Origin of the sequence: Nonomuraea sp. NPDC050540 (assembly GCF_044457485.1) — a bacterium.
In the GTDB taxonomy this organism is placed as follows: domain Bacteria; phylum Actinomycetota; class Actinomycetes; order Streptosporangiales; family Streptosporangiaceae; genus Nonomuraea.
The window spans coordinates 226537-238787 of the sequence record NZ_JBITHA010000004.1; the positions used below are offsets into that span (position 1 = coordinate 226537).

At 70.2% G+C, this 12251-nt stretch carries 10 protein-coding genes; 5 read left to right on the forward strand and 5 right to left on the reverse strand.

Features of this window, described 5'->3' with window-relative positions:
- Positions 1-23: 23 nt before the first annotated feature.
- Together ligA and ACIBI5_RS15655 are read left to right on the forward strand one after the other, a co-directional pair.
- Complete coding sequence (gene ligA / locus ACIBI5_RS15650) at positions 24-2111, forward strand: NAD-dependent DNA ligase LigA (RefSeq protein ID WP_397247223.1); 2088 nt, start codon at positions 24-26, stop codon at positions 2109-2111.
- Between the two features lie 184 nt (positions 2112-2295).
- Entirely contained in the window at positions 2296-4113 is a 1818-nt protein-coding gene (locus ACIBI5_RS15655; protein ID WP_397247225.1) for an MFS transporter, read from the forward strand.
- Here the strand turns inward: ACIBI5_RS15655 and ACIBI5_RS15660 are convergent.
- Positions 4074-6059 (reverse strand): ATP-binding protein, encoded by a 1986-nt coding sequence (locus ACIBI5_RS15660; RefSeq protein ID WP_397247227.1) that lies wholly within the window; start codon positions 6057-6059, stop codon positions 4074-4076. The genes ACIBI5_RS15655 and ACIBI5_RS15660 overlap by 40 nt on opposite strands.
- A gap of 220 nt (positions 6060-6279) precedes the next feature.
- Positions 6280-6456, reverse strand: coding sequence for a hypothetical protein (locus ACIBI5_RS15665; protein WP_184958929.1), 177 nt, complete (start codon positions 6454-6456; stop codon positions 6280-6282).
- A gap of 289 nt (positions 6457-6745) precedes the next feature.
- Between ACIBI5_RS15665 and fxsT the strand changes: the two genes are divergently transcribed.
- Positions 6746-9250, forward strand: a complete 2505-nt coding sequence (gene fxsT / locus ACIBI5_RS15670) for an FxSxx-COOH system tetratricopeptide repeat protein (protein ID WP_397247229.1) — start codon at positions 6746-6748, stop codon at positions 9248-9250.
- Here the strand turns inward: fxsT and ACIBI5_RS15675 are convergent.
- The 3 genes from ACIBI5_RS15675 to ACIBI5_RS15685 form a co-directional block, all read right to left on the reverse strand.
- Positions 9247-10473 (reverse strand): FxsB family cyclophane-forming radical SAM/SPASM peptide maturase, encoded by a 1227-nt coding sequence (locus ACIBI5_RS15675; protein ID WP_397247231.1) that lies wholly within the window; start codon positions 10471-10473, stop codon positions 9247-9249. The two genes, fxsT and ACIBI5_RS15675, sit on opposite strands and share 4 nt — an antisense overlap.
- Positions 10474-10609: 136 nt before the next feature.
- Positions 10610-10798 carry a hypothetical protein gene (locus tag ACIBI5_RS15680; RefSeq protein WP_397247233.1) on the reverse strand — a complete coding sequence of 63 codons (189 nt, stop codon included), beginning with the start codon at positions 10796-10798 and terminating at the stop codon, positions 10610-10612.
- Positions 10799-10840: 42 nt separating this feature from the next.
- Positions 10841-11299 carry a MarR family winged helix-turn-helix transcriptional regulator gene (locus tag ACIBI5_RS15685; protein ID WP_397247235.1) on the reverse strand — a complete coding sequence of 153 codons (459 nt, stop codon included), beginning with the start codon at positions 11297-11299 and terminating at the stop codon, positions 10841-10843.
- Positions 11300-11376: 77 nt separating this feature from the next.
- Between ACIBI5_RS15685 and ACIBI5_RS15690 the strand changes: the two genes are divergently transcribed.
- The gene (locus ACIBI5_RS15690; protein ID WP_379611170.1) at positions 11377-11886 is read left to right on the forward strand and encodes a VOC family protein; all 510 of its coding nucleotides are present in this window, start codon (positions 11377-11379) and stop codon (positions 11884-11886) included.
- A gap of 101 nt (positions 11887-11987) precedes the next feature.
- Positions 11988-12236, forward strand: coding sequence for a hypothetical protein (locus ACIBI5_RS15695; RefSeq protein ID WP_397247237.1), 249 nt, complete (start codon positions 11988-11990; stop codon positions 12234-12236).
- Positions 12237-12251 lie beyond the last annotated feature (15 nt).

Below are 12251 nucleotides of genomic sequence, written 5' to 3' on the forward strand. Positions count from 1 at the left end.
GTGGCGACCGGCATGATGAACCTATGAGCGACGCGCCTCCCCTCACCCCCATCGCCGACCACGCCGCCTACGCGGAGGCGGTGCAGCTGGCACTCGACGCCTCCGCGGCCTACTACGCCGACGGCACCTCCACGCTCGACGACGACTCCTACGACCGGCTGCTGCGCGGCATCGTGGCCTACGAGGAGGAGCATCCCGAGGAGGTGCTGGCCGACTCGCCCACGGGCAAGGTGGCGGGCGGCGCCGTGGTCGGCGACGTGCCGCACAGCGTGCCCATGCTCAGCCTCGACAACGTCTTCGGCGCCGAGCAGCTGGCCGAGTGGGCCGCCTCGGTCGAGCGCAGGATCGGCAGGCCGGTCGCGGAGTGGAGCGTGGAGCCCAAGCTCGACGGCCTGGCGATCGCCGCCCGCTATCGCAGGGGCCGCCTGGTCCAGCTCATCACCCGCGGCGACGGCACGGCGGGCGAGGACGTCAGCCACGCCGCCGGCACCATCGTCGGGCTGCCCGAGCGGCTGGCCGAGCCGGTCACGGTCGAGCTGCGCGGCGAGGTCATGATGACCGCCGCCCAGTTCGACGACGCCTGCGCCAAGCGCCAGGCCCACGACGGCACCACCTTCGCCAACCCGCGCAGCGCCGCCGCCGGCACCCTGCGCGCCCAGGACCGTCCCTACACCTGCGAGCTGACGTTCTTCGGCTACGGCGCGCTCCCGACGCCCGACGACACCTCCGAGCTGGCCGTCCGCCTGCGAGAGCTGCCGCACAGCCAGGTCATGGAGTGGGTGGCCGCCCAGGGCGTCCAGACCACGGCCGCCACCCCGGTCGCCGGCGTCGTCGCCCACAGCCTGGAGCGGGTCCAGGAGCGCGTCGAGCAGATCGCCGCGGCCCGCGCCGAGCTGCCCTTCGGCATCGACGGCATCGTGATCAAGTGCGACCTGGCCGATGACCAGGCGGCGGCGGGCTTCAGCTCGCGCGCCCCGCGCTGGGCCATCGCCTACAAGCTGCCCGCCACCGAGAAGATCACCAAGCTGATCGCCGTGGAGTGGAACACCGGGCGCACCGGCATCATCGCGCCCCGCGCCGTGCTGGAGCCGGTCGAGCTCGACGGCTCCATCGTCACCTACGCCACCCTCCACAACCCGGCCGACATCGCCCGCCGCGGACTGATGCTCGGCGACTCGGTCGTCGTCTACAAGGCGGGCGACGTGATCCCGCGCGTCGAGGCCCCGGTCGTGCACCTGCGCACCGGCGAGGAGCAGCCGATCGCCATCCCGGAGGTCTGCCCGTCGTGCGGCGACGCGATCGACGCCTCGCAGGAGCGCTGGCGGTGCGTGCGGGGCCGCGCCTGCCGCGCGATCGCCTCCATCCAGTACGCCGCCGGCCGCGACCAGCTCGACATCGAGACGCTGGCCGAGCAGCGCATCCAGCAGCTGCTCGACGCCGGTTTCATCACCGACTTCGCCGACCTGTTCTTCCTGACCCGCGAGCAGGTGCTCGGCCTGGAGCGGATGGGCGAGACCAGCACCGACAACCTCCTGGCCGCGATCGAGCAGGCCAAGGCCAGGCCGCTGAGCCGCGTGTTCTGCGCGCTGGGCGTACGCGGCACGGGCCGCTCGATGAGCCGCCGCATCGCCCGCCACTTCGCCACGATGGAGGCCATCCGCGCCGCCGACGCCGAGGCGATCCAGCAGGTCGAGGGCATCGGCCCGGAGAAGGCGCCGGTCGTGGTGGCCGAGCTCCTGGAGCTCGCGCCGCTGATCGACAAGCTGGTCCAGGCGGGCGTCAACATGACCGAGCCCGGCGCCACCCCGCCCGGCGCCGCCGCGCAAGAGGGCGCGGAGGAGACCCAGGGCGAGCAGGGGCCGCTGTCCGGTATGACGGTGGTGGTGACCGGGGCGATGTCCGGGGTCCTGGAGTCGCTGTCGCGCAACCAGATGAACGAGCTGATCGAACGCGCGGGCGGCAAGTCGTCGTCGAGCGTCTCGGCCAAGACGTCGTTGCTGGTGGCGGGGGAGAAGGCCGGGTCGAAGCGGACCAAGGCCGAATCGCTGGGCGTGCGGGTCATGTCGCCGGAGGAGTTTGCCGCTCTGGTGGAAGGGGTTTACCCGGGGTAGGGAGCAGTTCCCAATCTGATGAAAGGGGTTTGCCAGGGGGAGAGACCAGTTCCCAAGGGCTCCGGGAATACAGTAGATTGACGCCCGTCTATCGGGGCGCTACGTCTTTGGGCCGCTGCGTAATCACGCTCCAGGGGCACTTTTACGGCAAATGTGGCGTTTTGCACCTGGAGCGGGGATTGAGGTGGCCGACAGCACCAGAGGCGTACAGTCCGGCACCGCTCGTGACTCCGCCTGGAAACGTGATTTCCGGCTGCTCTGGACCGGCTCGGCCTTCTCTCAGTTCGGCACCGTCAACGCCACCCTGGCGGCTCCGCTGCTCGCGCTCGCGCAGACCGGGTCGCCGGTCTTCGCCGGCTGGGTCACGGCCGCGGGAACGCTGCCGCGCCTGCTGCTCTACCTCCCCGCCGGGGTGATCGTCGACCGGTCCAACCGCCGGGCGATCATGGTGATCAGCGCGTTCCTGCAGATGGCGCTGGCGTCGGTGCTGGTCGTGGGTGTGTTCAGCCAAGGCGATGTGACCCTTCTGCTTCCGCTGGTCGCCGGGGCGCAGGGTGTCTGCGCGGTGTTCTACTCCACGGCGGAACTGGCGGTGGTGCCGAGGCTCGTGCCGGAGGAGAGCCTGCCGAAGGCGATGTCGCGCAACGAGGCGCGCATCCACGGGGCGGGACTGCTGGGGCGGCCGTTCGGCGGGCTGCTGTTCGATCTGATGCATGGGCTGCCGTTTCTCCTCGATGCGGTCTCCTCCGCCCTTTCGGCTTTCTTCCTCCTGAAAATGGACAAGAAGGCATTCAAGCCACCGGTGACGCATCGATCCGCCATGACGAGTGATTTGAGGGAAGGCGTCAGCTTTCTGCGTAGTGATGCGTTCCTGTTCCTTGTGGTGATTGTTTGCGCTCTTGCTAATTTTTTCTTCCAGATTGTCGGACTTTCTCTGGTGCTGCTGGCTCACGCGCAGGCCCTGCCGTACTGGCTGACCGGGGTGCTGATCGCCGCCTCCGGGTTCGGCGGGGTGCTCGGGTCGCTGGTCGCGCCGCGGCTTCTGAGCGGGCGGGAGCCGCGCAGGGTGATCGTCATCTGCGTGTGGGCGTGGTTGTTCCTGAGCGCGGCGCTGGCGGTCAGCGACCACGGCTCGGTGCTCTACGTCGCCGTCCTGCTGCCGCTGGCCTGGGGCGGGATCGGGTTCACCGGGGCCTGCCTCAACGTGGCGCTGTTGATCCACTACGCCAGGGAGGTGCCGGTCCACCTGCACGCGCGGGTGGTCAGCGTCAGCCGGTTCTTCTCCGGCGGGGCGGTGCCGCTCGGGGCGCTGGCCGCCGGGTACGTGATCGCGGGGCTCGGCACCAAGATGGCGGTCATCATGGTCGCCAGTGTCATCCTGCTGATGGCGCTGACGGTGTCATACGGCTCGCTCGCCTGGGGGCTGCTCGTCCGGATCCGCCTGCGGGCCGGGCTGTGGAAAGATCGCGTCGCTGAGTGCGTAGAGCTCGTTCTCCAGACGGGAGCGGACCGGCTGCGTGATCCCTTTGGGGCTTTCGAGCTCGCCGTGCGCCGCGGCCCAGCTGAGCGACTCACCGAGGGCCTCGATCCGCGCGTGGCACGCCCGCGGGCACAGCGGCCGCAGCCTGGCCATCGCGGTCTTGGCGGCGACGGTGTCATGCCTGACCTGCCAGACCTGCTTGGCGAGATCGGCGGGGTCGAAGCGCGTCGTGCCGCCGCGGCGGAGCTGCTGCGCGTACTCGACGTTCAGGGCCAGGTTCATCACGGCCTCCGCTGCGGCGGCGAAGGTCTCCCTGAGCTCGCGATCGCGGGCGTCGCGCCGGTCGTCGGCCCGCTGCTCGGCCGCGGCGAGCCGGGTGTGCCGCGAGCGGGTCCGCTCGGTGAGGACCGCGGTGAGCGAGCCGGTCAACGCGCCGAATACGGCGGCGCACGCGGTGATGACGGCGACCATGACGAGCTGGTTCAGGGCTCCTCCGACAGGCGCCTGGCCGTGCCGTGCTGATGCGGCGGCAGCGGAGGATGGGTCGCCAGGATCGCGAGCTCGGCGTACCTGGCCGCGTCGGAGGGGTCGCCGGAGATCATGCGGACCCTGGCCGCGCGCAGATAGACCGGGCCGCTGTCACCGGCGTCGGCGACCGCGCCGGCCAGCTCCCGGTCGGCCTCCTCCGTACGTGACAGCGTCGCCAGCGCCAGCGCCCTGGCCGCGCGGGCTGAGGGCTGCGGCCAGCGGCTGCTCGCCTGCCCGATGTCGCGCAGCGCCGACTCCGCGTCGCCCAGGTCGGCCAGCATCTCGCCGCGGGTGCGCCTGGCCTCGGGCACGTTGCCCTCGCGGTTGATCACGTTGTTGAGTACGGCCAGCGCCGCCTGCGGCTCTCCGGCCATCCAGAAGTTCTGCCCGAGGCTGGTCTGCAGGGTGACGTCATGGGGGACCCGCTCGACGGCGGCGCGTAACATGCCGGTGGCCTGGCGCTGCCTGCCCTGGTCGAGCGCGACCCGGCCGGCCGCGGCCAGCAGCCAGCCCACCGCGGTGTTGTCGCGCAGCGCCTCGTAGAGCTCGCAGGCGCGCAGGTAGTGGCCGGCGGCTTCGTTGAGCCGGTGCTGCTCGTAGGCGATGCTGCCGAGCAGCGACTCGATGGCCGCGCCGGCCCGCAGTTCGTCGGGGGAGCAGGCGTCGGCGGCCTTGCGGGCGAGGCTCCTTGCGCGTTCCGGCTCGCCGTCGAAGGCGGCCTCCATGGCGGCGCGCAGCCGGTCGGCGGTGCCGGGGGCGGGGCGGGGCCACAGGCCGGGGTCCAGCCGCCTGAGGGGGGCCATGAGCCTCGGGTGGCGCAGGATGTACATGCGCAGGCCGTACTTCTGCGGGGCCCTGATGAGGTGGCGGTCCTCCAGGGAGCGCACGACGGCGGCGGTGATGCGCTCCGACGAGCCGAGCTTGCGGGCGACGCCGGACACGACCGTCTGGTGCAGCCACGCGTGGAAGGCGGCGGGCAGCAGCTCGAAGTCGGCGGCGATCGAGGCGAGCGTGGCCGAGCAGTACTCGGTCAGGGCGGCGTCGACCTCGTCCTCCATCCGCGCGATGGGGTGGTCCTGGCCGGGCGGACGGCTCCACAGGCGGGTGCCGGTGACCTGGAGCAGCATCGGGTCGACGGTGGACACGGGGCGGTGCGGCCGGCCCATGGCGTCTCTGATCGTGCGGAGCTCGTCGAGCAGTTCGCGGGTGCGGGAGGGGGCGGGGCGGTAGCCGGAGCTCTCGATCGAGCGGCGGACGATCTCGGCGGCGGCCTCCGGGGTGAAGGGGCTGAGCGCGAACTCCTCGTACTGCAGGTCCTCGAAGCCCTTCACCACGCGCAGAAGCTCGTCGAGGTAGTCGGTGCGCACCGACAGCAGCAGCCGCAGGCGGGGCCGCTTGGCGGCGGTGGCGAGGAGTTCGTTGAGGAAGGCGCAGCGTTCGTGCTCGTTGTCGCCGGCCGGGCGCAGGAACAGCTCGACCTGGTCGATGGCGGCCAGCGTCGGCGCGGGGCGGCCCTGCCGGTCGACCTCCTCGCGGCGTTGCAGGAAGTCGTCGATGGACAGGCCGGGGACGTGGGTGTGGGCGTTGACGGCGTGCCAGGACGACAGCAGGGCGAGCACGTACCTGTTGTGGTCGGGCAGGGCGGCGACGGGCCACACGCGCGTGGGCGCGGTCAGGCCGATGGGGAGCACGTGGGCGTTGCCCGCCTTCAGGGCCGGCACAACGCCCGCGCGCAGCAGCGAGGTCTTTCCCGCGCCGGCGTCGGAATGGAGGATCGTCAGCCGGCGCTGCTGCCATGTCCGGGTTAGTTTTCGGACCTCTTCCGCTCGTCCGAATAACAGCATCTCATCGTGGGCTTCGAAAGGCCGCGCTCCGATGAATGGTCCGCGCGGAGCTGCGGGAACCGCTGAGAAAGCTGTCATTAGCCAGACCTCGCTCATGGAGGACGGTACGGATCAACCGCCTTGAGATCGCGCCGCGGTCGCCTGGCGACGATACTGCCGATTGTGGCGAGACCGAAACCCGCTCGCCGTCGCGGCGCGCCCATCAAGGGGCTCCGCAATAATACGGCAATTCCTCGATTTCGAAAGAGCTCGATTGGGGTGGCCGAAATCGCCTATTAGGCATGCACGTCCGACGACTTTGGTGCTTCGAGATCCGCTAGAGAGCGGTGCTGTTGTCGAAGCGCGCGAAGCCCTCCCCTTCTTCGAGATCAGGTTCGAGCAGCTCACGTAGGGCCTGCGCGAGGACCGTGTCCCCGAGTCGGTCCAGGTCGGGATGGGAGAGCAGGGAAAGATCGACGAAATCGCTGCGGTGCTCGGCAAGCTGTGGTCGCACGGACATTCCCCTATCGACGCCTGCATACGGCCTGCTGTGTCGCCGCCCGGATCACACTCCTTCCTGCCCGGCGCGGCCGTTCCGGTGAATGTTCTCAACTGGCATGTATCACATTCGCGGGCCGCGGTATACCCTTCACAAACGCAAGGCCTTTTGTGCGACGCCGAATGTGCGGATAGGGCCGCCACTGAGCCTGTCCGCACGCCGGTGTTGCGGCTATCGTTTCCTTGCTTGTCCATTCTCTGCGGACGGGAGGGCGGAGCGCGTGACCGATTCGGAACGTCCCATCATGCGGGGGGCGACCGGCGGCTTTCCTGAGGTTTGGAAAGTCCCCCCGCGCAACACGAACTTCACCGGGCGCGACGAGCTCATGGGCAGCTTGCGCTCCAGCATCACGAAGAAGACCACGGCCGTGGTCCCGCACGCCCTCCAGGGCTTCGGCGGTGTCGGCAAGACCCAGATCGCGATCGAGTACGCCTATCGCTTCCGCGGCGAGTACGACGTCGTCTGGTGGATCCCCTCCGACCAGCCCGGCCTGGTCCGGTCCACGCTGGCACAGCTCGCGCCGAAGCTGGGCCTGCCCGACCCGACCACGACGGGCATCGAGGAGGCCGCCAACTCCGTGCTCGACACGTTGCGCAGCGGCAAGCCGTACGACCGATGGCTGTTGATCTTCGACAACGCCGACGAGCCGGAGGACATCAACGACATCCTCCCCCAGGGCGCGGGCAACGTCCTGATCACCTCGCGCAACCACCGCTGGGCCAGCCTGTACGAGACGGTGGCCGTGGACGTCTTCCCGCGTCCGGAGAGCGTGGAGTTCTTCATCAAGCGCATGCGCCGCTCGATCACGGAGAAGGACGCCGACCGGCTGGCCGGCGCGCTCGGGGACCTGCCGCTGGCGCTGGAGCAGGCGGCGGCCCTGCAGACCGAGACCGGCATGTCGGCCGACGACTATCTGCGCATGCTGACCGAGCGCACCGCGATCCTGCTGGGCGAGGGCAAGCCGAGCGAGTACCCGCTGCCGATGACGGCGGCGTGGAGCCTGTCGGTGAACGAGCTCAAGGACAACCTGCCCGAGGCGATGGAGCTGCTGCGCTGCTGCGCCTTCTTCGGTCCCGAGCCGATCCCGCGCTCGATCTTCGTCTCGGTCGACGGCCCGGTCCGCCCGGTCATCGCCGACCTGCTGGCCGACCCGATCCGGCTGGGCACCGCCATCCGGCGCCTGGGCAAGTACGCGCTGGTGCGCATCGAGTCGGAGCCGTCCAGGCCCACCACGCTCCAGGTCCACCGGCTGATCCAGGCGCTGCTGCGCGAGGAACTGGAGCCGGAGACCCAGGAGGAGATCCGCTCGGAGGTGCACTCCCTGCTGGTGGGCGCGGCGCCGGAGTCGCCGGACAACCCGACGGACTGGACGACGTACGACGCGCTGCTCGCCCACCTCGAACCGGCTCGGCTGGCCGACAGCGTCCGCGACGACGTGCGGGGCTTCGCGCTCAACGTCTTCACCTACCTGAACGCCTCGGGAAACCACCAGGGGCTGCGCGACCACCTCGACACGTTCCTGCAGAAGTGGACCGACGAGTTCGGCCCCGACGACCTCTACGTGCTGCGGGCCCGGCGTGTGCAGGGCGACCTGCTGCGCAGCATGGGCCAGTACACCGAGGCCCACCAGCTCAACACCGCGACGCTGGCGAAGATCCAGGCGAACGTGGGTGTGGAGCACCCCGACAGCCTGGTGCTGCTCAACGGCATCGGCGCGGACCTGCGTGCCCAGGGGCTCTTCCCGGAGGCGCGCGACCACGACACCGAGTCCGTGCGCCTGCACCGCAAGGTGTTCGGGCCCGACCACGTGAGCACGCTGCGCGCGGTCAACAACCTGGCGCTCGACTACGGCCTGACCAGTGACTACCTGGGCTCGCGGACGCTGCTGGAGGAGGCCCTGCGCTCCGGCGGCAACGCGGTCAACCGGATCACGCAGCTCAACCTGTGGGCCGGTCTCGGCCGGGCGGTCCGGCTGTGCGGCTACTACAGCGAGGCCTGCGACCTCGGCGAGGACGCCCTGGCCTTCGGCCGCGAACTGCTGGACGCCGACCACCCGCGCGTCCTGCTGACGCAGAAGGACCTGTCGATCGCCCTGCACCGCTACGGCGAGCACGAGCGGGCCCTGGAGCTGGCCCAGGACGTCCACGCGCGCTACGTGCGCCTGTACGGCCTCGACCACCCCGGCACCCTGGCCGCGGCGACGTGCCTGTCCAACGCGCTGCGCGTGAACAACTTCATCCAGGAGTCGTTCGACCTGGCCAACGACACGATGCAGCGCTACCCCAAGCTGTACGGCCCCGAGCATCCCTACAACTACGGCTGCGCCAGCAACGTGGCGCTGATGTACCGGGTGCGCGGCGAGCCGCTGGAGGCCCGCCGGCTCAACGAGCGCGCCATGGAGGGCCTGGACCAGCGGGTCGGGCGCGACCACCACTTCACGCTCACGGTGGCCGTCAATCTCGCCAGCGACCTCGCCATGCTCGGTGAGCTCAAGGAGGCCTGCAAGCTGGGCGCCGACGCCCTCGAACGGCTGCGCCGCCTGCTGGGCGAGGACCATCCCACGACCCTGGCCGCCGCGGCGAACCTGGTCGTGGACCTCGCGCAGTCGGGCCAGACGGAGAAGGCCGAGGCGCTGTCTGCCGAGACCATGGACCGCTACCGGGACACGCTGGGACTCGACCACCGCGACGCGGTCGTGGCGATGGAGGGCCGGCATCTCGACTGCGACTTCGACCCGCCGCCGATCTAGGCGCGGGGCTGCGACAGCAGCGACACGTCCTCGACCATCACCCGCCGGATGTGGGAGATCAGCCGGTACAGGTCCTGGCAGTAGACCGACGGATTGCGGAATCCGCTGCCGGGCCGGTACCGGTGCGGGTAGAGCCCGCCGCCGCACACCCGGACGAGGTCGCACGACAGGCACGCGCCGGACATGGCGCGCATGCCGATCTGCCGCGCCGCGATCGCCGGAAGGGTCAGGACCGCGTCGAAGGAGTCCTTGAGTACGTGGAGCAGGGTGCCCGCGGCCCCGTCGTAGGCGGACTTGAGCGTGTCCACCTGTTCGACGGCGCCGCTGGTCTCGACCACGACCACGGCCACCGGTGAGAGCCCGATGGCCTCGCTGCGCGAGGTCCTGCCGCACAGCAGCCGGATGATCTCGGTGAACAGCCGGATCTGGGTCTCCCGCTCCGGCGCGGCGTACCAGCGGTCGAAGACGGCGGACAGGTAGTCGCCATAGGGCGTGGCCGTGTCCGACCAGCCGGGTGGCGGGCTCTCCCAGTTGCCGTGCGGCAGCAGGAAGTCCACCATCGGCGGCTGGAACTCGATCAGCGCCTCGTAGGTCTTGACCGGGTCGTTGGCCAGTTCGAGCGTGCACAGCAGGCCGCTGAACAGGTGCCGGTAGGCGGGGTCGGCCAGGCGTTCGAGGCCGGTGCGCACCTCGTCATAGGTGCCGCGGCCCGAGGCGCGGCGGCGGTGGAGGTCGTGTCCCTCGGCGTCGCCGTCGAGGCTGACGCCGACGTAGACCTCGTGCTCGGCGAACAACTCCAGGAACGCCTCGTCGATCAGGACGCCGTTGGTCTGCACCCGGAGAACCAGTTCGGTCTCACCGAGGGCGGCGCGCAGCGCGGTGACCGCGTAGCGGGTGTGCTCGACGCCGGCCAGCAGCGGCTCCCCGCCGTGCAGGATGACCTCGACCCCGCTCAGGCCGTGACCGGCGGCGTGCTCGGCGATGCGGGCGGCCACGCGGTCGATGGTGGCCTTGGCCATCCGCCTCGGCTGGCTGCGCCAGCCCTGGTCGGCCATCTCGTAGACGTAGCAGTAGTCGCAGGCCAGGTTGCAGCGGCTGTGGAGCTTGACGATGAACTGCCGGAACGGCGTGGGACGCCATCCGGATTCGAGGAGACCCTGGACGTCGAGCGGCCCAGGCCACTCGCGCTCGCCGGGCATGATGTCCCCCGCGCCTTCTCCCACGCTGATCAGCTCCCACGGATGAGATTAGAGCGCAGAGATTGGCCCCGATATGCCCCGTTTCAGGGGGTGGCAAACTCCCGTTCACGAACGAGCAAAGGCCGACCGGGGATCCGGTCGGCCGCATGCCCCGCGGGTCTCACAGGCCCGAGGGATCACGTCCCACGCTGATCTCCTCGGCGATCCTGCGGATCTCCGAGACCTCCAGGCCGGGAGCCTTGGGCAACTGCCGCAGCAGCGCCTCCATCACCACCGGCACCGGCTGGCCCGCCAGGCTGCCGGCGAGGCCGTGAACGGCCTGGAACAGCGCTGCGTCCGTGTTGTGCATGCGACCCCGTCTCATCGTCGACAGATTTTCCCCGGGGTCACGCTACGACGAGCCGCCGACAGTTTTGCTCCGCACCGCCGTACAGATCTCGTCGAGGGCGCGTAGCTGGGCGGGGGTGAGGGCGTCGAACAGGCTCTGCCGTACCTCTTCGACGTGGCCGGGGGCGGCTGAGGCCAGGGCGGCGAAGCCGTCCTCGGTGAGGACGGCGATGTTGCCGCGGCGGTCGTCGGCGCAGGGGGCGCGGCGGATCCAGCCGCGCTCCTCCAGGCGGGCCACGGCGTGGGACAGGCGGCTCTGCGAGGACTGGGCCCGGTGGGCGAGGTCGGTCATGCGCATGGAGCGGCCCTCCGCCTCCGACAGGGCCACCAAGATCATGTAATAGGTGTGCGGCATTCCGGCGTCGCGCTGGAGCTGGCGGTCCAGGCGCTCGTTGACGAGCTGGGTCGTGGCCAGGAAGTTGCGCCAGATGCGCTGCTCTTCGTCGTCGAGCCATCGGGTCATGCCGGCCAGCTTACTTGAACTCTCAAATAAGTCGGGGTATGTTGCTTGAGAGTTCAAATTTCCGAGGAGGGATCGTTATGCCGGTCCAGCGGCTCAACCACGCGGTGCTCTACGTCCGCGACGTCGAGCGCAGCGTCGCCTTCTACCGCGACGCGCTCGGCTTCGAGATCGTCATGGAGATGCCGGGCGCCGCCTTCATGCAGGCTCCGGGCTCGACCAACGACCACGATCTCGGGCTGTTCCAGATGGGCGCGCAGGCCGGTCCCACGACCGCGGGGCGTACCTCCGTCGGGCTCTACCACCTGGCCTGGGAGGTCGACACGCTCGACGAGCTGCGGCGCATCGCGGCCAAGCTGAGCGAGCTCGGCGCGCTCGCGGGCGCCTCCGACCACTCCACCACCAAGGCGCTCTACGCCAAGGACCCCGACGGGCTGGAGTTCGAGGTCTCCTGGCTGCTGCCCGCCGCGCTCATCACCGACGAGGTGATCGCCGCCCGCTCCGGCATCCGCCCGCTCGACCTCGCCAAGGACATCGAGCGGTACGGCGGGCAGACCCGCGGCGGCGTGGGCGTCTCCATCCCCGCCTAGAGGCGCGGCCAGGTTCCCAGGACGGTACGGACACTTTCCGCGAACTTGCCGATTTCCGGGTTACCGTGGCCATAAGAGACTGACCCGCCCGGGAGTAGGTCATGCAGAGCGACCCTGAGCACATCGTCGACGTCATCGACGGGGTGGTCGACGACTGGGAGGCGATGAGCGCCGACTCGATGCGCTGGGCGCCTCCGGAGACCAAAGAGCCCGACCTGTTCGACGAACTGACCGAGATCGTGGCGCCGCTGGTCAACGCGGCGACCACCGTTCTGCGCCCGGTGGGAGAGGCCATCGAGCGCGTTCTGGACCACCTCATCGAAGGCGGCCCTGACGACCGCGACCGCTGACCCCCGGGAACCCCT